20 protein-coding genes and 1 tRNA gene are annotated in these 20,797 nt (G+C 60.0%); 9 read left to right on the forward strand and 12 right to left on the reverse strand.

The genetic code is table 11. From position 1 onward, the window contains the following. Positions 1 to 92: 92 nt before the first annotated feature. Entirely contained in the window at positions 93 to 500 is a 408-nt protein-coding gene (gene rpoZ / locus ASG19_RS01340; protein WP_062454756.1) for a DNA-directed RNA polymerase subunit omega, read from the reverse strand. A gap of 279 nt (positions 501 to 779) precedes the next feature. Here rpoZ and ASG19_RS01345 point away from each other — a divergent pair, with 279 nt between their 5' ends. After that, positions 780 to 1,358 carry an NYN domain-containing protein gene (locus tag ASG19_RS01345; protein ID WP_062453393.1) on the forward strand — a complete coding sequence of 193 codons (579 nt, stop codon included), beginning with the start codon at positions 780 to 782 and terminating at the stop codon, positions 1,356 to 1,358. Positions 1,359 to 1,418: 60 nt separating this feature from the next. Here the strand turns inward: ASG19_RS01345 and ASG19_RS01350 are convergent, their stop codons facing one another. The 3 genes from ASG19_RS01350 to dapA form a co-directional block, all read right to left on the reverse strand. Then, positions 1,419 to 2,387 (reverse strand): YbhN family protein, encoded by a 969-nt coding sequence (locus ASG19_RS01350; RefSeq protein WP_062453394.1) that lies wholly within the window; start codon positions 2,385 to 2,387, stop codon positions 1,419 to 1,421. Positions 2,388 to 2,502: 115 nt separating this feature from the next. Further along, complete coding sequence (gene smpB / locus ASG19_RS01355; RefSeq protein ID WP_062453395.1) at positions 2,503 to 2,979, reverse strand: SsrA-binding protein SmpB; 477 nt, start codon at positions 2,977 to 2,979, stop codon at positions 2,503 to 2,505. Between the two features lie 109 nt (positions 2,980 to 3,088). Next, positions 3,089 to 3,973, reverse strand: coding sequence for a 4-hydroxy-tetrahydrodipicolinate synthase (gene dapA / locus ASG19_RS01360; protein ID WP_062453396.1), 885 nt, complete (start codon positions 3,971 to 3,973; stop codon positions 3,089 to 3,091). Positions 3,974 to 4,206: 233 nt separating this feature from the next. Here dapA and ASG19_RS01365 point away from each other — a divergent pair, with 233 nt between their 5' ends. Further along, positions 4,207 to 6,366 carry a lytic transglycosylase domain-containing protein gene (locus ASG19_RS01365; protein ID WP_082476142.1) on the forward strand — a complete coding sequence of 720 codons (2,160 nt, stop codon included), beginning with the start codon at positions 4,207 to 4,209 and terminating at the stop codon, positions 6,364 to 6,366. A 90-nt stretch (positions 6,367 to 6,456) separates the two neighbouring features. Here ASG19_RS01365 and ASG19_RS01370 read toward each other — a convergent pair whose 3' ends face one another. The 6 genes from ASG19_RS01370 to ASG19_RS01395 form a co-directional block, all read right to left on the reverse strand. Then, on the reverse strand, positions 6,457 to 7,515 hold the full coding sequence (locus ASG19_RS01370; protein ID WP_062453397.1) for a porin: 1,059 nt from the start codon (positions 7,513 to 7,515) through the stop codon (positions 6,457 to 6,459). Positions 7,516 to 7,854: 339 nt separating this feature from the next. Next, positions 7,855 to 8,907: a porin gene (locus ASG19_RS01375; RefSeq protein WP_062453398.1), complete on the reverse strand. Its 1,053-nt coding sequence runs from the start codon at positions 8,905 to 8,907 to the stop codon at positions 7,855 to 7,857. Positions 8,908 to 9,325: 418 nt separating this feature from the next. After that, positions 9,326 to 10,393 carry a porin gene (locus tag ASG19_RS01380; RefSeq protein WP_062453399.1) on the reverse strand — a complete coding sequence of 356 codons (1,068 nt, stop codon included), beginning with the start codon at positions 10,391 to 10,393 and terminating at the stop codon, positions 9,326 to 9,328. A 359-nt stretch (positions 10,394 to 10,752) separates the two neighbouring features. Next, positions 10,753 to 10,843: transfer RNA gene (locus ASG19_RS01385), tRNA-Ser, on the reverse strand. A gap of 85 nt (positions 10,844 to 10,928) precedes the next feature. Continuing rightward, positions 10,929 to 11,726 (reverse strand): HpcH/HpaI aldolase/citrate lyase family protein, encoded by a 798-nt coding sequence (locus tag ASG19_RS01390; protein ID WP_062453400.1) that lies wholly within the window; start codon positions 11,724 to 11,726, stop codon positions 10,929 to 10,931. 29 nt (positions 11,727 to 11,755) lie between these two features. Then, a complete protein-coding gene (locus tag ASG19_RS01395; protein WP_062453401.1) occupies positions 11,756 to 12,976 on the reverse strand; it encodes an FAD-dependent oxidoreductase in 1,221 nt (406 codons plus the stop codon). A gap of 235 nt (positions 12,977 to 13,211) precedes the next feature. Between ASG19_RS01395 and ASG19_RS01400 the strand changes: the two genes are divergently transcribed. Together ASG19_RS01400 and ASG19_RS01405 are read left to right on the forward strand one after the other, a co-directional pair. Then, complete coding sequence (locus ASG19_RS01400; RefSeq protein ID WP_244474013.1) at positions 13,212 to 13,556, forward strand: hypothetical protein; 345 nt, start codon at positions 13,212 to 13,214, stop codon at positions 13,554 to 13,556. A gap of 121 nt (positions 13,557 to 13,677) precedes the next feature. Next, positions 13,678 to 14,787 (forward strand): pyridoxal phosphate-dependent aminotransferase, encoded by a 1,110-nt coding sequence (locus ASG19_RS01405; RefSeq protein ID WP_062453403.1) that lies wholly within the window; start codon positions 13,678 to 13,680, stop codon positions 14,785 to 14,787. 191 nt (positions 14,788 to 14,978) lie between these two features. Here the strand turns inward: ASG19_RS01405 and ASG19_RS01410 are convergent, their stop codons facing one another. Further along, positions 14,979 to 15,245, reverse strand: a complete 267-nt coding sequence (locus tag ASG19_RS01410; RefSeq protein ID WP_062453404.1) for a sel1 repeat family protein — start codon at positions 15,243 to 15,245, stop codon at positions 14,979 to 14,981. Positions 15,246 to 15,766: 521 nt separating this feature from the next. Between ASG19_RS01410 and ASG19_RS01420 the strand changes: the two genes are divergently transcribed. From ASG19_RS01420 to ASG19_RS01435, 4 genes are all read left to right on the forward strand, one after another. Next, positions 15,767 to 16,117, forward strand: a complete 351-nt coding sequence (locus tag ASG19_RS01420; protein ID WP_062453406.1) for a DUF2147 domain-containing protein — start codon at positions 15,767 to 15,769, stop codon at positions 16,115 to 16,117. A 176-nt stretch (positions 16,118 to 16,293) separates the two neighbouring features. After that, positions 16,294 to 17,796 (forward strand): AMP nucleosidase, encoded by a 1,503-nt coding sequence (gene amn / locus ASG19_RS01425; RefSeq protein WP_062453407.1) that lies wholly within the window; start codon positions 16,294 to 16,296, stop codon positions 17,794 to 17,796. A gap of 46 nt (positions 17,797 to 17,842) precedes the next feature. Then, a complete protein-coding gene (locus ASG19_RS01430) occupies positions 17,843 to 18,121 on the forward strand; it encodes a hypothetical protein (protein WP_062453408.1) in 279 nt (92 codons plus the stop codon). 8 nt (positions 18,122 to 18,129) lie between these two features. Beyond that, on the forward strand, positions 18,130 to 18,546 hold the full coding sequence (locus ASG19_RS01435; RefSeq protein WP_162237976.1) for a type II toxin-antitoxin system VapC family toxin: 417 nt from the start codon (positions 18,130 to 18,132) through the stop codon (positions 18,544 to 18,546). Here ASG19_RS01435 and ASG19_RS01440 read toward each other — a convergent pair whose 3' ends face one another. Beyond that, complete coding sequence (locus ASG19_RS01440; protein ID WP_062453410.1) at positions 18,547 to 19,521, reverse strand: lysylphosphatidylglycerol synthase domain-containing protein; 975 nt, start codon at positions 19,519 to 19,521, stop codon at positions 18,547 to 18,549. Between the two features lie 155 nt (positions 19,522 to 19,676). Here ASG19_RS01440 and ASG19_RS01445 point away from each other — a divergent pair, with 155 nt between their 5' ends. Beyond that, positions 19,677 to 20,690, forward strand: a complete 1,014-nt coding sequence (locus ASG19_RS01445) for a glycosyltransferase family 2 protein (RefSeq protein WP_156466438.1) — start codon at positions 19,677 to 19,679, stop codon at positions 20,688 to 20,690. Positions 20,691 to 20,797 lie beyond the last annotated feature (107 nt).

Genomic DNA, 20,797 nt, shown 5'->3' on the forward strand with positions numbered 1-20,797 from the left:
CGCGCCAACCATCAGATCAGCGCGGCCATCATAGATATCAAGACAGATTAGGGCGAGAGAATGAACGGTCCCTTGCCCAAACAATGCATCAATCAGTAATCGTCGCTCTTTTCCGGCGGCACGAGGCCTTCGATACCAGCGAGAAGGTCTTCTTCCGACATCTGGTCGAAATTGACGGTTTCCGCGGCGCCGTCTTCCTCGTCGTTGCCAGAGGCTGTCGACGTGCTGCCGGCAGCAATCAGGGTTGCCGGATCGGGCTCGGGCTCGTCGATCTCGACATGCTTCTGCAGCGAATGGATCAGGTCTTCCTTCAGGTCGTCGGGAGACAGCGTTTCGTCGGCGATTTCGCGCAGTGCGACGACCGGGTTCTTGTCATTGTCGCGATCGATGGTGATCGCTGCGCCCTGCGAGATCTGGCGGGCACGGTGGCTGGCGAGAAGCACCAGCTCAAAACGATTATCGACTTTGTCAATGCAATCTTCTACTGTGACACGGGCCATTGCCTGTCCTTTGCGGTCGTTATTTTCGGAATTGCTACGCCCGATACAGCCATTGCCGGCGAAATTCAAGTTTATTCATGCCGACTGCCGCATGCCGCCGACCGTGGTGGCGATGACTCTGGCCAGATTCAACGAAAGGTTGCTTGGATAAAAGCGAATCCTACCATAAATGACATTTATATGATTAGCTGGTAATTTAACCGATAAATACCTAAGCGATCGGCTCAACTTTTCATTTGACGGGTCCTTGGTCAAGCAGCTTGAAGGGGATGGAGACATATGTTTGACCCAAGAGAGAAGATAGCTCTCTTTATCGACGGTGCTAATCTTTACGCGGCCTCGAAAAGCCTTGGTTTCGATATTGATTACCGTAAGCTTCTGAAGGCTTTTCAGAAGCGCGGCTATCTGTTGCGTGCCTATTACTATACGGCGCTGATCGAGGATCAGGAATATTCGTCGATCAGGCCGCTGATCGACTGGCTGGATTACAACGGCTACAAGGTTGTGACAAAGCCCGCCAAGGAATTCACGGATTCGCTTGGCCGCCGCAAAATCAAGGGCAACATGGATATCGAGCTCGCGATCGATGCGATGGAACAGGCCGAGACCGTTGATCATCTCGTGCTATTTTCGGGCGATGGCGACTTCACCAATCTTGTCGAAGCGCTGCAGCGCCGCGGTCGCAAGGTCTCGGTCGTTTCGACGATGCAGACGCAGCCGCCGATGATCGCCGACGACCTGCGCCGGCAGGCCGATCATTTCATCGATCTGATGACACTGAAAGCCGAAGTGGGCCGCGATCCATCGGAACGCGCACCACGGCCGACGGAGCCTGCTCCCGAACCGGCCGAAGGCTGAGATCATCCCTGGAATGAGAAAGGCGCCGTTCGACGGCGCCTTTTTTGTTGGGGAAAACGACTAGGCCGAATGCGGCTCCGGCGTCACCGAAGATGACGCCCCCTGCCCGGCGCTGCGCTTTCGTGCACGAAACACGCCCTCGACGATCAGGGCCAGGGGAAGCCCGATAAAGAACGGAATGAAGAAGTAGATGACTCGGAACGCGACAAGCGAACCAATCGACGCCTGGTCGCCCATTACATGACGAACCGTTGCCTCGAGGACTCCGAGGCCACCGGGCGCATGGGTAATGAGGATTGCAAGATTGGCGAGCACGAACGCGGTCGCGGCCTTCAGGTAGCTGACATCGGCGCTCGCTGCCATGACTTCGCGCAGACAGGCGGATACGAGCGCGAAATTGACCGTGCCGATCACCACCTGTGCGATGGCGATCCTGAGCGTCGGCATCTCAAAGCTCCAGGAGCGGATCTTCAAAGGCGAGCGCACCGTTGCCGCGAGGATGAGATATACACCCGTCACGGCGAGGCAGGCAAAACCGATCCCCATGACCATCGCCTCCGACAGCCGCAGGACTGTTGCGGCATCCTTCGGATTGATGATCATCACGATACCCGACAGAACGGCCATGCCGATGCCGACAGTGACACCGGAAAACAGAACGATCTTGGCAACGTCCTCGGTGCTCATGCCCCAGTGATGATAGTAGCGATAGCGCAGCGCGCCGCTGCTGAGACCCGACAGGCCGACACTCTGGCCGATCGACAGGGCGATGAAGGAGGCAAGGCCGATCTTGGGATAGGAGAGGTCGTTCTTCACATAGCGCACGCCGGCCCAATCGAAGCCGGACAGGCAGACATAGGATCCGGCGGCAAACAGACCCGCCATGACGAGATTATAGGTCGGGATATCCCGGACGGACTGGACAATGTCGCTGAGCGAGTATTCGCGGAACGTATGGTACAGAAGGTAGCCGGCGGCGCCGAAGCCGATGACAATCGTGATGTAGGTAAAGATCTGCTTCTTCGTCATCGCCCACTTGCCCCAAAATAACGAGCTGAAACGGGCGATGTGTGGTTTTGTTCCGCAGTGAGGGTTCTCCAGCTCGCTCGAGCACGCGCTTAACGCGACGCCCGACCGGTCAGCCTCAGCCGGCCTTGAAAAGCCGCGACTTCTCGCGGTTCCAGTCGCGTTCCTTCTCGGTCTCGCGCTTGTCGTGCAGCTTCTTGCCCTTGGCGAGCGCCAGTTCGAGTTTCGCGCGACCCTTTTCATTGAAGTAGATCTTCAACGGCACCAGCGTCATGCCTTCGCGGTTGATTCCGACACGCAGGCGGGAGATCTCGCGCTTCGACAAAAGCAGCTTCCGGCGACGGCGCGGCTCGTGGTTGAAGCGGTTGGCCTGCAGATATTCCGGAAGATGGCTGTTGATCAGCCAGATTTCATTGCCTTCGTCTGAGGCGTAGGACTCGGCGATATTTGCCTTGCCGTCACGCAGCGACTTAACCTCGGTGCCGGTCAGCATGATGCCGGCTTCGTAGGTATCGAGGATCTCGTAATTGAAACGGGCCTTGCGGTTTTCCGCGACAATCTTGTTCACCGTGCGCTGGCTGCCTTTGGGGGCCATTGAAATCTTCCGTCGCCCTTCATCTGAAACACAATCCCCGCCCATGGGCGATGAGCGGGGTTCGATTTCTATGTAATGCGCCAGGCAGCAAAAGTGAAGCGCTGCGGATTCAGTTCAGGATACCCGCATGACGCAGTGCTGCATCAATGGCAGCTTCCGTCGCCGGTTCCAGCGTCGACATCAGTGGAGAGCGGACGGCGCGGTTCAGACCGCGGACCTTGTAAAGCCCGTATTTCGAACCGCAGACGCCGGGCTCCATGAAGATCGCCTTGTGGAGCGGCATCAGGCGATCCTGATACTCGAGTGCCTTGGCATAATCGCCGGCAAGCGTGGCGGCCTGGAACTCGGCACAAAGCCGCGGCGCGACATTGGCCGTCACCGAAATGCAGCCAACGCCACCATGGGCGTTGAAGCCAAGTGCCGTCGCATCCTCGCCGGACAGCTGCACAAATTCCGACCCGCAGGTGATGCGCTGTTCGGAGACGCGCTCGATCTTGCCGGTCGCATCCTTGACGCCGACGATGTTCTTGTAGGCCTTGGTAAGGAAACCCATCGTTTCCGGGGTCATGTCGATGACCGACCGGCCGGGAATGTTGTAGATGATGATCGGCAGATCCGTGGCTTCGGCGACCGCGGAAAAATGCGCGATCAGGCCCTTCTGGGTTGGCTTGTTGTAATAGGGTGTGACCACCAGAAGCGCATCGGCGCCCGCGGTCTGCGCATGCTGGGCAAGCTCGATCGCTTCGCGGGTGTTGTTGGACCCGGCGCCGGCGATGACAGGGACGCGGCCGCGGGCGGCTTCGACGCACAGTTCAACGACCCGCTTGTGTTCGTCGTGCGAGAGCGTCGGAGATTCGCCGGTCGTGCCGACCGGGACCAGACCGGAACTGCCTTCCGAGATCGTCCACTCCACATGCGCGGCGAAAGCATCCTCGTCCACCGCGCCGTCGGTGGTGAAGGGGGTGACGAGAGCGGGGATCGATCCCTTGAACATGCAAAACTCCCAAAGGCCGAAGGGCATGGTACAATCCATGCTTCGGCCGTAATCCGCGACTATAAGGCTGGGCACCATAAATCGGCGACCGGGCGGCGACAAGCGGAAGTACATGGGTTTTCAGCGTAAATCCCACTTAAGAATTCGCGCGATCGTGACCGCTGTGGTAAGGTTTTGTTAAGCTTGTCAGCAGCTAATAAGGGGTCTGAAACATCGTTGTCGCGAGTTGCCGGATGAGCAAACCCGTTGTAATCCTCAAGACGCTCTGGGCAGCGCTGTCAATCAGCGTCGCGGTCCTGCCGGCTTACGCTGCACCTCCAGGTTCCAATGCAGGCGTCGCACCGCTCCCATTCGTGAGGCCGGACGCTCCCGCTGCAATCCAGGGCTTCACCACCGTTCCGACGCCCGTCCCTGCGCCACCGACAACACCACCGGCCACTCCGGCGTTGGTTCCCGTGCCTGACATTACCGGCGCAATCCCCAGGATGAACCGGCCGCTTGCGACGCCCGCTCCCGCCCCTGCTCTCAAGGCCGGTCTCGATGCACTCTCCGACAACGATGCCTCACAGGCGATCGCCATGCGCGACAGCCTGCCGGAAGGCTCGCTCGACGAAAAGATCCTGACCTGGGCGATTGCCACCTCGGGCGCCCGCGGTATTCCTTCGAGCGAAATTGCCGCTGCGCAGCGCAGGCTCGTCGGATGGCCGGGGCTTTCCACCCTGCGGGCGCAGTCCGAACGCGCGCTCTACCGCGAAAACCCGACGCCGGCCCAGGTGCTTGCCGCTTTCGGCACGACGAAACCGGAAACGCCGGAAGGTGCCGTCATTCTATCGAGGGCGTTGGTGGCAAGCGGCAAACATGCCGATGCCGGGCGCATCCTGAAAAACATCTGGGCATCCGAGCCGCTGGACAAGCCGATGGAAGACCGGATCCTTGCCGAGTTTTCTGCGCTTCTTTCGCCTGCGGATCACCGGGCGCGGATGGATTACCTGATGTACCGCAGCCGCGGCGCGCAGGCGAAGCGCTTTGCCGAGCTCGGCGGTTCGCAATCGCTCTACAAGGCGTGGAACGCCGTCATCGTCAACGCAAAGACGGCAGGACCGGCGATCGAGGCAATTGACCGTTCGCTGGCAAGCGATCCGGCTACCCTTTTCGTGCGGATCGAATATCTGCGCCGCCAGGACAAGTACCAGGAGGCCGCAGCGCTTCTCGCAAAGGCTCCGCGCGAAGCGGGCCGCCTGATCAACACCAGCGAATGGTGGAACGAGCAGCGAATCGTTGCCCGCGGGCTCGCCGATCTCGGCGATCTCAGGCTGGCCTACCGGACGGTGTCCAACCCGATGGCAGCGCTCTCCACCGACAAGGTGGATGCGGAGTTTCATGCGGGCTGGTACGCGCTGCGGGCGCTGAACGATCCGGCCACAGCCGAAAAGCATTTCTCGAGGATTCTCGCTGCCTCGAGCCGTCCGCTCTCCGCATCGCGCGCGCTCTACTGGCTCGGACGCGCCGCGGAGGCTGGCGGACCGGGTTCCTCATCGGAATTCTACAGCCACGCTGCCAGGTTCCCCGGCACATTCTATGGCCAGCTCGCCGCCGCAAGGCTGGGCACGCGGACGCTCGATGTCAGTTATCCGACACCATCGGCAGCCGACCGGCAGATGTTCGAAAACCGCGAGGCCGTTCGGGCTATCGCAAGACTGGACGCCGCCGGCCACGATCGCCGGTCGGCAGCGCTTTACAAGGCCCTCGGCGAAGAGCTGACGAGCCCTGGTGAACTCGCGCTGCTTTCGTCACGCGCCGAAGCGCAGGGTGACCATGCGCTGTCGCTCTCGATCGGCAAGAGTGCCTTTTCACGCGGCATCGACGTTGCAGCGCTTGCCTATCCACTGGGCGTCATTCCAACGGCTGCCAATATCGAGGGGTCCGGCAAGGCGCTTGCCTACGCGATCGCCCGGCAGGAAAGCGCGTTCAATCCGACAGCCGTGTCACCGGCCAACGCCCGCGGGCTGCTGCAAATCCTGCCGACGACCGCCCAGGGCGTGGCGAGGCGCCACGGGCTGGCGTTCAAGGCCGACCGATTGACCAGCGATGCCGGCTATAACGCGACGCTCGGTGCCCATTATCTGGGAGAGCAGATCGAGACGTTCGGCGGCTCCTACATCATGACATTCATCGCCTACAATGCGGGGCCGAAACGGGTGAACGAGTGGATTGCCCGCTATGGCGATCCTCGCGGCAAGCCGATCGATGAAGTCGTCGACTGGATCGAGCGCATCCCCTTCCCCGAAACGCGCAACTATGTGCAGCGGGTAATGGAGAACTACCAGGTCTACAAGGTCAGGCTCGGACAGACGTCGGATATCGTGACAGACCTGCGGTTGGGGCGCCGATAATCTTATCTTGCAGCGCCTGGTTCATCTGATCACACCTCAGAATGCAAAAAGGCCCGGCAATGCCGGGCCTTTCGGGTTTGATCGCAGAAATTAGAATGTGCGCTGGAAGCGCAAGAGACCCGACCATGCTTCGTCGTCGAGCGTGGCGTTGTTCCACTTGGTGTAGGCAATTTCCGGCTGGATCAGGAAGCCCTGGATCGGCGTCCACTGCAGGTTGGCGACAGCCGAAAGGACGTCGCTATCAGAGTAGGAAACCTGCATGTTGGCAGCAAGGTCTTCGTTGAACTCGTAACCGGCACCACCCCAGACGGCCCAATCACCCCAGCCGAAGCCATCAATGATTTCAGGTGCATAGGAGTTGAAGCTATCGCCGTCGCTGTTCCAGCCACCCATCAGGAAGGCGGTGAAAGCGCCGAACTTGCCGCCGACACGTGCCTTGACGGCACCTTCTTCAGCCGATTCGTCGTAACCACCGGTTACGCCGACCATGAAATTGCCTGTGTCGTATTTCAGACCAGCGGCAACATTCGGCCAGTCGCTGGCGCCACCGGCGGTGTCGTTGTCGTTCTGGCCGTCGTCTTCGAGAGCGGCGAATGCCGAGAAGCCGTTGCCACCCTTGTAGGTGTAGGCAACCATGTTGACTTCGCTCGGGCCGTAATTGATGACGTCGTCGCTGTCGACGTTACCGGCGTAATCGATGAAGGATTCATAGAGCGAATCCTGCAGGCCGACCGCAAAGCCGCCGAGTTCGATCGTCGCAACCATCAGGCGCGTACGGGTATTTTCTTCGTAGCCGTAAGACGGGTTATGCGGATCGTAGTCGAAGCGCGCCGTGAGGTTGGTCTTCAGCGTGCCCATTTCGGTGTCCGAAGCGGTGCTGAGATAGAGCTCTGCGCGGCTGTTGGTGTAGAGACCATCGGCATCCGGGCTGTAAGCGCTGCCATAAGCGGCATCAAAACGGACGCGACCGCCGACCTTGAGGCAGGTTTCGGTGCCTGGAATGTAGAAGTAGCCGGTGCCGAACGCGTCGCAGACGCGGACGTATTCCATGGGTTCCGGTTCGGCGGCGACGATGGCGTCGGCGGCCTGAGCGCCGGAGACTGCTGCGAGGGCAGCAGCGGAGCCAAGAAGAAGGCTCTTAATGTTCATTTTGTAATCTCCAAACAAACGCAGATGAAACAATGCATGTCGTAAAACAAGGTCGTCCATGGAAGCAGGAATCACCCCGAGTCGCGTGGTCGGCTGCCGAGACGCTAGTCGTCGATCAACTTTGCGGCAACGAAATCGGCACTGTTGTGTCCATTAGCGCCTCAATCGAACCGGTCGGTGTTGCAAGCATTCATCAGTTTGTTCGTGTGTTCTAAATCGCTGAAGAGCGGACGATGCTGCGTTGCAGCGAATCATCAAGCGACCGCCCGAATCAAACGCCGAAACGCAAAAGGCCCGGCAGAAGCTGGGCCTTTCGTAAAACCAAATCCTTTTAAAGGATCAGAACGTGCGCTGAAGGCGAACCATACCAGCGAACTGGTCTTCGTCGATTGCATCCCAGCTCGTGTAGGAGATTTCTGGCTGGATCAGGAGGCCGGAAACCGGGGTCCACTGAACGTTACCAGTTGCTGCGAAGGTTTCGTTGTCCGTGTAGGAAAGCTGTACGTTTGCAGCAACCTTGTCGGTGAACTTGTAGCCTGCGCCACCCCAAACAGCCCAGTCACCCCAGCTCGTGCCGACGCTGTCGCCAGGCGCGTACTTGTTGGTGGTGTCGCCGTCTGTGTTCCAGCCACCGAGAAGGAAGGCCGAGAATGCGCCGAAGGTGCCGGAGATGCGCGCCTTGATTGCGCCTTCTTCCTGCGACTCGTCGTAACCACCGACGAGCGAAGCAGCGAACGTGCCGCTGTCGTACTTGATACCGGCAACTGCATCCGGCCAATCGCTTGCGCCGCCTGGGATGTCGTTGTCGTTGGTGCCGTCGTCTTCGAGCGAGACTACAGCCTTGAAGCCGTTGCCACCGTCAAAGGTGTAGGTAACCTGGTTCAGTTCGAACGGGCCGTAGGAGATCACGTCATCGTTGATGACGTCGCCAGCGTAGCCGGAGAACGACGAATACTGCGAGTCAGCAAGACCAACCAGGAAGCCACCCCAAGTGATGTTGGCTTCGATCAGACGCGTGCGCGTGTTTTCTTCGAAACCAGCGGCCGAGTTGTGCGGGTTGTAGTCGAAACGAGCGACGATACGGGTCTTCAGTGCACCCCATTCGGTGTCGGAAGCTGTGTCGAGCGAGATGTGCGCGCGGCTGTTGGTGTACAGGCCATCGCTGTTTGGCGTGTAGGCATCAGCATAGCCTGCGTCGAAACGAACGTAACCACCGATCTTGAGGCAGGTTTCCGTGCCTGGGATGTAGAAGTAACCCGTGCCGAAAGCGTCGCAAACGCGAACGTATTCCATTGGCTCCGGCTCAGCAGCGACGATAGCGTCAGCGGCCTGGGCACCGGTAACTGCTGCGAGAGCTGCAGCGGAGCCGAGAAGAAGGCTCTTGATGTTCATATTTGACCTCCAGTCAAAGTTTCAAAAGGGGTGAGTAGCTTGCTGGAGCCAGCACATCTGCCCCTCCCCGCGACTCAAGAAACGGCGACGAACCGACGCGCTTCATGTCCCGAAGCTACGAGACCTTCCCAATTGTGACAAGTAAATCACAAGCTTCGATGCGCGTTTTTGGTGTTTATTTGCAAAAGTGTTGCAACGTTTCATCGCATTGGTTTCGAGCGTTAACCAACACTTAATAAACGGGCCGGGAATCGGCGATCCGCGACGCGTCGAGGAACTGGTGACCACCTCAGTCGCGGGAGAGAATCACCAGACGGCCGCGACCGATCGCGACAGAAACAGCCGGCAGTTTCATTGCCCAAACGACAAAAGGCCCGGCGTGAGCCGGGCCTTCCGTGAAACAATCCTTGGGTAAGGATTAGAACGTGCGCTGAAGGCGAACCATACCGGTCCACTGATCGTCGTCCATCTGCGCGTTGTCGACGCTCGTGTACGAAACTTCTGGCTGGATCAGGAGGCCCGAAACTGGGGTCCACTTGACGTTTGCCGTAGCAGCAAGAACTTCGGAGTCGGTGTAACCAACCTGTACGTTAGCAGCAACCTTGTCGGTGAACTTGTAGCCAGCGCCACCCCAAACAGCCCAGTCACCCCAACCAACGACTGCGTCGCCGTAGTTCGTGCCTGGTGCGTACTTGTTGGTGCCGTCGCCGTCCGAGTTCCAGCCGCCCATGAGGAAGGCCGAGAATGCGCCGAACTTGCCGGAGATACGGCCCTTTACAGCGCCTTCTTCCTGCGATTCGTCGTAACCGCCGACGAGCGAAGCAGCGAACGTGCCGTTGTCGTACTTAGCGCCGAGAACTGCATCCGGCCAGTCGCTTGCGCCGCCTGGGATGTCGTTGTCGTTGGTGCCGTCGTCTTCAAGCGAAGCAACAACCTTGAAGCCGTTGCCAGCGTCGAAGGTGTAGGAAACCTGGTTGAGTTCGAAAGGACCGTAGGAGATCACGTCATCGTTGATGACGTCGCCAGCGTAACCCGAGAACTGCGAGTACTGCGAGTCAGCGAGACCGACCAGGAAGCCGCCCCAGGTGATGTAAGCCTGGTTCAGACGTGTACGAGTGTTTTCTTCGTAGCCGAACTGCGGATGATGTGGGTTGTAGTCGAAACGAGCTACGATCTTGGTCTTCAGAGCGCCCCATTCGGTGTCCGAAGCGGTGTCGAGCGAGATGTGAGCGCGAGTGTTGGTGTACGAACCTTCGCGGTCGAGGCGGTATGCGTCGTTGTACTTAGCGTCGAAACGAACGTAACCACCAACCTTGAGGCAGGTTTCCGTGCCCGGGATGTAGAAGTAACCTGTGCCGAAAGCGTCGCAAACGCGAACGTATTCCATTGGCTCCGGCTCAGCAGCGACGATCGCGTCAGCAGCCTGGGCGCCGGAAACTGCTGCGAGAGCTGCAGCGGAGCCGAGAAGAAGGCTCTTGATGTTCATATTTGACCTCCAGTCAAAGTTTCATATGGGGATGGGTCTTTTGCTAAAGGCCAGCGTTCCCTGCCCGTCCCCGGGACTTTGAAAACGGACGAACCACCGCCGCGCTTCCGTGGTTCAAATTACAAATGCAGGCCGCGCATGCAATCGCGAACTGGCCATCCGCACCTTCTACCCACCTGCTTCACAAACCCGTGTTGCCGAAAGAGCACAAAAGCACCTCGGGCGACCGTTAAAAGTTTACACATCGTTAAGAAACACATTGGAAAGCAGCCACTTAGGCTTCGCGCAAGGTTCAGCGAACTACGCGCGCAACAGCGATTCTAGGATCGCAAATCGATTGGGATTTTGAAGTTTGGGAATGGCGGAGAGGATGGGATTCGAACCCACGATACGGTTTTGCCGTATACTCCCTTAGCAGGGGAGCGCCTTCGACCACTCGGCCACCTCTCCGGTCCGGCCTGATTATTTCGGAACGTTGCCGATTGCAAGGTCTTTCGCAGGCCGATCCCGATTCGAGACCGGAATAGGCGTGGAATCAGTAGCTGGCAGGCCCTGCTCCGCCCGAACCGCGTCCATAGCGACCGGCGAGCGTCTTCAGCGCATTGGAATAGAGAGCGACATCGGCACCGACGGCCACGAACGTAGCGCCGAGATCGAGATAGCGGCGGTTGAGTTCTTCGTCGAAGGTCAAGATGCCGGCCGGTTTGCCGGCGGCGACGATTCGGCGAATCGCGTTCTCGATCACGTCCTGCACTTGCTGTGCACCGATCTGGCCGCGAAAACCCATGTCGGCGGAGAGATCGGCCGGGCCGATGAAGATTCCGTCGACGCCTTCGACCTCCGCGATTCGCTCGATATCATCGATCGCCGCCATGGTTTCGACCTGCACCAGAAGGCAGATCTCGTCTGCAGCCGTGTCTGTATAGTCTGCGATCGCGTTGAAGGCGGACGCGCGGGCAACGGCTGCACCCACGCCGCGCTTCCCCTCCGGCGGATAGCGGACGGCATCAACCAGTGCTTTCGCCTGTTCGGCCGAATCGACCATCGGCACCAGAAGCGTGCGGGCGCCGATGTCGAGCAGTTGCTTGATCATCCAGGTCTCGCCCATCGGCGGGCGAACGACGGCTTCCGATGAGGAGGAAGACAGGGCCTGCAGCTGCGCCATGATGCTGCGAAGATCGTTGGGCCCGTGTTCGCCGTCGATGACCAGCCAGTCGAAACCCGCATGGCCGGCAATTTCCGCCGGCAGCGGCTCGGCCATGTTGAGCCAGAGGCCGATCTGCGGCAGGCCGGCTTGCAAACGAGCCTTGAAGGCGTTTTTCGGTGCCGGCATGGTATCTCCTTCTAAAAATGCTGTCTTTGTTACGCGAGCAACTGCTTGAGGTCGGTCGCCGGATCGGCGATCAGCGCCTTGTCTGCCGTCAGGCCGTTGTCCAGCAGCTTCTTGCCGGTCACATAGGCCTTGGCGTCGTTGATCGCATCCACGGCGATCAGGCGGCCCTCGCGGAAATACCAGATCGAGACGCTGCCTTCCCGGCTGCCCGGCCGCATCACTGTCTCGTCGTAGCCGAGGTTGAACCCGGCGATCTGCAGCTTCACGTCATACTGGTCGGACCAGAACCACGGCTTTGCCTCGTAGGGCTCGGCTGACCCGGTCAGGATCGCGGCAACCGATTCGGCCTGGTCGACTGCGTTCTGCACCGACTCGAGACGGATGTTGTTGCCCTTCCAGGGCAGCATGGCGCAATCGCCCATGGCAAAGATTGCCGGATCGGACGTGCGAGCATAGTCGTCGACGAGGATGCCATTGCCAACGTCGAGGCCGCATTGCTGGGCCAGCCGGTCGTTCGGCGTGACGCCGATACCGACGATGACGAAATCGATATCGATGACCGTGCCATCGGACAACTCGGCCCCGCGAACCCGGCCGTCCTCGCCGATCAAGCGGGTAAGGCCTGTCTTTTCCCGGATGACGACACCGTGCTCGGCATGAATGGCCCGCATCACGTCGGCGGTTTCCTTCGACGCGACTCGCTGGAGAATGCGGTCAGCCATCTCGATGAGCGTCACTTCAAGCCCGAGATGGCGGGCGACGGCTGCGGCTTCGAGGCCGATATAGCCACCGCCGATGATCAGAAGCCGGCGACCTGCCTTCATCTCTTCGGCGAGGAGATCGGCGTTGCGCTTGTCACGGACGGTAAAGACACCCGTGAGATCACCGCCGATGCTGGCTGGAAGGGTGCGCGGCGTCGAGCCGGTGGTCAGCGCCAGATGTTCATATTCGAGGACAGACCCGTCCTGCATTCGGATCGTCTTTGCATCCCGGTCGATTTCTTCGACAAAGGTCGAGAGCCGGAGCTCGACATCGTGTTCCGCAAACCAGGTTTCCGGGCGAAACGTCAGACGGTCGAAACTCATCTCGCCCATCAGGTACTTCTTGGACAGTGGCGGCCGCTGATAGGGAATGACATCTTCGGAGCCAATCATCGTGATCGGCCGCTCATCCTTCAGCGCTCTCAGCTTGGCGGCGAGCGCGAACCCGGCCTGCCCTGCCCCGACGATCACCAATCTACCTGCTGCCACGCCCTGCTCCCATCGCGAAAAACTCGCGGCTGAAGGGGTAGCGCCGCCCCGGCGACCCGTCAACAGCCCGATTTCGGCACACTAACGGTGCAACTTGCGCAACGCGTGATCATGACGCGACGAAAACGCGCAGATCAGCGGCATTTTACCCATCTGTTTCAGAATGATTCATAAAAAGAGGAATAAAGTCATAGTCGAGGACGAGAACGAGGGAGGCGATCTGCCGGGTACGATGATGAAGGATACCGCACACGACCATGCTCACACGGGCGATCGGGCATTTGAAAAGTTCACGATAGACCGGCCTGGCCGGATCATCTTTGTCGGACACCATCTCTCGACCAATACCGCCTTCCGCTGCCTGATCCGGACCATCTCTCTCTATGGCGCCGAATTGGACGTCAGTCCCAGCCTGCCGGTACCGGCCAACTTCTTCCTGGAAATCCTCGGCATTCACGACGAAATCGGCTGCACCGTGATGCGCCGCGAAGAGGAGAAGGTCACGGTCGCCTTCAACATGCTGATCGATGCGGAATTCCTGCATCACGTCATCCGGCTTTCGTTCGAAACGAGCCACTAAGCCGGGTCGTCGTCAGGGGCATAGTTTTGCTTCATGCGCGCCATCAGCGGCCTTGTCCGCCCTTGCACGCCGTTCAAAGCCCCCTATTGTGTGCGGACTTTTTGAACCGGATCCTGATATCATGTCTTCATTCTCGCGCTTCACGCCGCTCATTGGCGCTCTTCCCGCGACCGTTCCCTTTGTCGGCCCCGAGGCCATTGAGCGCGCCAGAGGGCTTGCCGTGCAAGCCCGAATTGGCGCCAACGAGAACGGGTTCGGCCCTGCCCCGTCAGTCATCGAAGCCATGAAGTCCGCCGCCGCAGACAGCTGGAAATATTCGGACCCGGAGAATTACCAGCTGAAGCAGGCGCTTGCCGCGCATCTTGGCTGCAGCGCCGAAAACATTGCGATCGGCGAAGGCGTGGACGGTCTGCTCGGCCAGATCGTGCGAATGGTGATCGAGCCCGGAATGCCTGTCGTCTCCTCCTACGGCGCCTATCCAACCTTCAACTTCCACGTCGCCGGCCATGGCGGCACGCTGGTAACGGCGCCCTATCGCGACGATCGCGAAGATCTCGACGCCCTGATGGATACGGTCATCCGCGAAAACGCGCCGCTGGTCTATTTCGCCAATCCCGACAATCCGATGGGCAGCTGGAACGATGCCGAAAAGATCGTGTCCTTCGCGCGGGGCCTGCCGGAAAGCTGCCTGATGGTGCTGGACGAGGCCTATTGCGAAACGGCGCCCGATGGCGCAACGCCGAAGCTTTCGGCATTGATCGACCTGCCGAACATCATCCGCACCCGGACCTTCTCCAAGGCCTACGGTCTGGCGGGCGCGCGGGTCGGCTACACCATCTCGACGCCCGACAACGCCACCGCGTTCGACAAGATCCGCAACCATTTCGGCATGAACCGGGTCGGCGTGGCAGCAGCACTGGCGGCACTGAAAGACCAGGAGTATCTGGCCGAGGTGATCGACAAGATCAAAGCGTCTCGCGACCGGATCTCGGCGATCGCCCGGGCCAACGGGCTCGAGCCGCTGCCATCGGCGACCAATTTCGTGGCGATCGACTGCGGCCGCGATGGTACCCATGCGCGGGCGATCGTCGACGGTCTGATGGAGCACGGCGTCTTCATTCGTATGCCGGGCGTGGCACCTCTCAACCGCTGCATCCGCATCAGCGCAGGACCGGAGCAGGATATGGCATTGCTGGAAGAGGCGTTGCCGAAAGTTCTGAAGGGTCTCTAGAACAGAAAAAGACCGCGCCGGCCTTGTTTCTGCCGGTCGCGGTCTTTTGATCTTCAGCGGCTGCGGTTTGTTGCCGGGAACAGCTCCGGTTCGCGCCGCGTCTCCATCCGTTTTCTCTCTGGTAGGCCCGTGTTCTTGATCGCCGGCCTTCTTGTGGGCCGGTCGCATGATTGCGTGGGCGCTTCACGTCGTTAGTGGATGGTCATCCATTCGCGGGCTGCGCGCAGGGCTTCTGCCAGCTGCATCTTGCTCATCGTCGCGGCGAGATCGGCGCGCAATTCGGCGGCGCGGTCGCAGCCCTTGATCGCGGCGATGTTGAGCCACTTGTGGGCAGAGACCAGATCGACCGGGCAACCCCGGCCGGTCGCATACATCAGACCCATGTCGCAGAGAACGTCTGCGCGAGCCTCGCCACCCATGGTGGCCATTTCGGAAGCATTCATTTCAAAGCGTGCCATCGGTTCGTATCCCTGTTTCGAGAACGTTGTTCTTGTCGTCTGCCCTGTTTTCCGTCGGGACCGTCGCTGTCTTGTGCAGCTTGTTATCGGCCCTTCCGGGTGGCGGTTTGTGCCGCTCTTTGATGATTTGAGTATCGGCCAAAGCTTGCAAAAAGCGCCTAAAAAGCATGATTAATTTGCTGAAAACAAAGTACAAACGCTTGGTAAACTTGGTTTTTTGTTAAACATCAGGGGCCTTGGCTATTAAGGGTTTTGCGGACATTTTTACGAAAAATTCAGATCTGGATTTCAACCCTTTCTTCACCACGAATTCGGGTCGCGTTTTCATCGCGTCGAAATAAACGCGCGTCGCTCGGCAAAAACGGCGGCAGATATCGGCTGATATTCCGCCCCATGCGCAGGCTCAGGATATTTACCTTTACGTGTGCGTAAGCTAGATTTTCCGCTGTTCGCGCGAGGAGGTGCGAACGCTCAGACATATGACCGGTGCGGAAGCGCCGGCTCCGGGAGGGAAAACCATCATGAAACGCATATCGATACTTGCAGCCGCCGTTTCGCTTGCCGTATTCGGCATTGCTGGCACCAGCCATGCGGCGGAAGCGATCGAGGGGAACTGGAAGACCGCGAGCGGCGAGACGGCCGAGATCGGCAAATGCGGCGGCGCCTTCTGCGTGACGCTGAAGACCGGCAAGCATGCGGGACGGCAGATCGGCAAGCTTTCGCCCAAGGGCAGCGACTATACCGGCGAGATCACCGATCCCGAGGCGGACAAGACCTATAGCGGCTCCGGCTCGGTCAGCGGCAATTCGCTCAAGATGAAGGGCTGCGTGATGAAGATCCTGTGCAAGTCGCAGACCTGGACTCGTCTCTGACGCTATCGTCGCGAAAGCAGCAGCAGCGTCTGCCCCAGCGATCCCGTCATTCACCTCGATATCGGTGGGCCGGGATCGCAGTCTTAACTTCGCAGTCGCATCGCGCCGGCGCGTTTCAGGCTGTTATCCTCGGCAGGTGTCGTTTGATTGTCGAAAACTTCCCATTATAATAGCGCATGAACACACGAATCTCTTCACTCCCCGCCCTTGCTTTCATCAGCCCGAGCCCTGTCGCGGCGCAGGCTTTCGACAATGCGGAAGCAGCCGTCGACGCGCTGACAGCGCTTTACGAGCGCAACACGTCCTTCCTGATCGATGCCTTCGGCGCACTTGCGAAGGGTGCGGCCGTGACTGGTCGATACCGCGCCTGCTATCCGCAGGTGATGATCGAGACCACGTCGTTCGGCCATGCGGATTCGCGTCTCTCCTATGGCCACGTGACGTCCCCCGGCGTCTACACGACAACGGTGACCCGGCCGAAACTGTTTCGCCATTACCTGATCGAGCAGCTGGATCTGCTCATTCGCAACCACGGCGTTCCCGTGATCGTGTCGGAATCGACGACACCGATCCCGCTGCATTTTGCATTCGGCGAAGGCGCGCATATCGAGTCGTCCGTCAGCAACGCGATGGCCGACATCCCGATGCGCGACCTGTTCGACACGCCGGATCTCAACAATACCGACGACCTCATCGCCAATGGCGAATACGAGGCCCCGTTCGGCGAGCCTGCGCCGCTTGCGCCGTTTACTGCGCAGCGCATCGATTATTCGCTGGCAAGGCTCAGCCATTATACCGCGACCGGGGCAGAGCATTTCCAGAATTACGTGCTGTTCACGAACTACCAGTTCTACATCGACGAGTTCGCCGCTTGGGCGCGTAAGCTGATGGCGGAAGGTGGCGACGGGTATACGGAGTTCGTGGAGCCGGGCAACATCCTCACCACCGCCGGCAACGACCGGCCGGAGAACCCGGGCACGATCCGGATGCCGCAGATGCCGGCCTATCACCTCAAGAAGGGCGATCATTCCGGCATTACTCTCGTGAATATCGGCGTCGGGCCTTCCAACGCCAAGACGATCACCGACCATGTCGCCGTGCTGCGTCCGCATGCGTGGCTGATGGTGGGACACTGCGCGGGCCTTCGGAACAGCCAGCGCCTTGGTGATTACGTGCTTGCCCACGCCTATGTCCGCGAAGACCATGTGCTCGATGACGACCTGCCCGTCTGGATCCCGATCCCGGCGCTTGCCGAAGTGCAGCAGGCGCTGGAAAGCGCCGTCGAGGAAGTGACCGGTTACGAGGGTTTCGAGCTGAAGCGGATCATGCGCACCGGCACAGTGGCGACGATCGACAACCGCAACTGGGAACTGCGCGACCAGCGCGGGCCGGTAAAGCGGCTTTCGCAGTCGAGAGCGATCGCGCTCGACATGGAATCGGCAACGATTGCCGCAAACGGCTTCCGGTTCCGTGTGCCCTATGGAACGCTGCTCTGCGTCTCCGACCGGCCGCTGCATGGCGAACTGAAGCTGCCCGGCATGGCGACGGCGTTCTACCGGACCCAGGTCAGCCAGCATCTGCAGATCGGCATCCGTGCCGTGCAGAAACTGGCGGCGATGCCCACTGAGACGCTGCATTCGCGCAAGCTTCGAAGCTTTTACGAGACGGCTTTCCAGTGACAGAGGGTCAAATCGCGTATACACTTTTGCGTGCATGGAGGCTGCAATGCGCGCGACATCGACAGTCAACGATGACCTACTGATTGAGGCGAAGGAAATCATCGGCCTGCCCGAAACGGCAACCGTCGAGGACGTGCTTCGCCACTTCGTGGAAGGTGAGCGGAGGCAGCGTGCCCTGAACGCGCTGGAGGGCACGGGATGGGACGGGCCCCGCCACAGCCGTCCAACATTTGAGACGCTGGCGGAAGAATTCCGCAGGCTGACGGCAGACCGTGACCACACACTATCGGAAGTGCTGCAGCGCGAGGGGCGCAACGAGCGATGACCCTTTACGTGGTCGATGCGAGCGTTGTCGTCAAATGGGTCGTCGAAGAACCCGGCACTCCGCAGGCGATGACCCTTTTGAACCGACACGAGTTGGCGGCGCCCGATCTCATCCTGGCGGAGTGCGCCAACATTTTCTGGAAAAAGGTGCGGCGCCGGGAGTTGTCACTGCCGGAGGCAAGGTTTGCCGCTCTGATGATCGAGGGATCGGATCTCCAGCTTCGGGAGATGCTGCCGATCTGGCTGGCGGCCATAGAGCTTGCCGCGCGGATAGACCATCCCGCCTACGATTGCCTGTATCTGGCCCTTGCCCAACGTGAAGGGCTGCAATTCGTGACGGCCGATGAAAGCCTTGTGCGCAAGCTGGGTCAGAGTACCGATCGGGCGGTAAGGAAGCTAGCTGTTCCTCTTTCGTCTTTCGCCTGATCAATCCCCCCTCTTCGGCCGTGCCGCCAAAAGCGACAATGCGGTGCCGACGAGTGACGAGACGATGACGAGGATGTGGGTGTTGACCGCAGCCTTGCCGAGTTCCTCCAATGCCATCCCACCCGCATCCGCTCCGAAGGCTAGCGCGCCGGCGGTAATGCCGGCGGGATAGGTGCCGACGCCGGCGGGTGCGTGGACGGGCAGTACCGAGGACAATTCACCACCGAGCGCGCCGCCGAAACCCGGGCCGACCGAGAGCCCGCCGAGCAGGCCGAGGACCCAGGCGAGAACCGCGATCTTTGTGAACCAATTGACCAGTGTTGCGCCCCAGGCCCGAGCAAAGGCGTTTGCATCGAGCGGCAGACCGGCCTTGATCTCGTCAAGCAGCGTCTTCCCCTTCGCCGGCAGCAGCTTTTCCGCGAGCTTGAAGGCATGTCCGCGCAAGGCGAAGGCGAGTGCCGGCAGGATGAGAAACGATGCCCACAGCGCCCAGCCCCAGAGTGCACCCGTCGCGCCACCTGTCTGCAGCACGAGCCCGATGCCGGCGGCGGCCAGCAGGGCGTGCAGATCGAACAGCCGCATGACGAGAAGTGCTGCCGTTGCGCGGGTGAGAGAAACGCCGAACTCGCGCCGCATCAGAAGCGGGAAGCTTGCTTCGCCCGAGCGGAAGGGCAGCATGATGTTGAGAAGGTTGTGGACCTGCACGAGCCGCAGCAACGTGCCGAAGCGGCCGCCGGTTTCGTGCGGGAAATAATCGTAGATCCGCCAGGTGCGCAGCACATAGGTCGCAAGCAATAACGCGAGCGCTAAAGCAGCCGTTTCCCACCCGGCGGCGCTCCATAATGAAACGACCCTGCCCCAGCCCCAGACATAGTGGATGAAGGCGGCGTAGAGGGCCACGATCGCAACTGTGCCAAGCGTCATGGCGTGGCGAATTATCCACGGTCTGCGGCTGGAAACCGGAGAATTCTTCATATATCAGGGGGCCCAATACGAGGTTTCGGGTCAAGCATTAAGACCAAGGCGCAGAGACTGCGGCCGCCATGACGGCGGATCGTCACGCCCGAGGTTTCCCGAGTTTCTAGGAGAAACACAAGGTGCGTACAACAGCAAGTTCGGCGGCCGGCACGATCGATGGCACGATCGGCACCGTTTCACCGGTCGAACTCTCCCTCGTCGTGCCGCTCTTCAACGAAGAGGAAAGCGTCGGTCCGCTGATCGAGCGGATCTGCGCCGCCATGGCCACCTATCCCTCGGCATGGGAACTGATCCTGGTCGACGACGGAAGCACCGACGCGACGATCGCCAATGCGAAGCTTTCGCTGTCGCGTTCGGGTCTCATCCTGCGGATCATCGAGCTGCAGCGCAATTTCGGCCAGACGGCGGCCATGCAGGCCGGTATTACCGAAGCGCGCGGCCGGCTGATCGCGACGCTCGACGGCGACCTGCAGAACGACCCCAAAGACATTCCTTCGATGGTCGCCGAACTCGAGCGACGCGAACTCGACCTCCTGGTCGGCTGGCGCAAGAACCGCCAGGACGGGCTGTTCCTGCGCAAGGTGCCTTCCTTTATCGCCAACCGGCTGATCGGCCGCATCACCGGCGTCCGCCTGCATGACTACGGCTGCTCGCTGAAGATCTATCGCTCGGCGGTCATCAAGCAGGTCCAGTTGATGGGCGAGATGCACCGCTTTATCCCGGCCTGGGTTGCGGGCGTCGTGCCGAGCTCGCGGATCGGCGAAATGCCTGTCACCCATCACGCCCGCCAGCACGGCGTTTCGAAATACGGGATCTCGCGCACCTTCCGCGTCATTCTCGATCTTCTGTCGGTGATGTTCTTCATGCGCTTCAAGGCGCGGCCGGGGCATTTCTTTGGATCGCTCGGCCTTGGCCTCGGTGCGCTTTCGGCTCTGATCCTGTTTTACCTGTTCATCGACAAGTTCATTCTGGGCAACGATATCGGGACACGTCCGCTCTTCATGATCGGGGTGATGCTGTTCCTGTCCTCGGTGCAGATGATCACCACCGGCATCCTCGCCGAAATGATCGCCCGCATCTATTACCGTGACGGCGCGTCGCTCTCCTATATCGTCAGGGCAGTCCACGAGGGTGTCGACTCGAGTGACGCTACGCCGCAGCCGTGACACACTCAGCGATATTCTGAAAAAACACGTCAAAAGGGCCGCCGGCACGCTGGCTTGCCGCTTGATCTGCGGGCACGGCATGATACGCCAGACAGACATTCGCGCCT

The sequence above is a fragment of the Rhizobium sp. Leaf306 genome (assembly GCF_001423425.1).
GTDB classification, from domain to species: Bacteria; Pseudomonadota; Alphaproteobacteria; order Rhizobiales; family Rhizobiaceae; genus Neorhizobium; species Neorhizobium soli.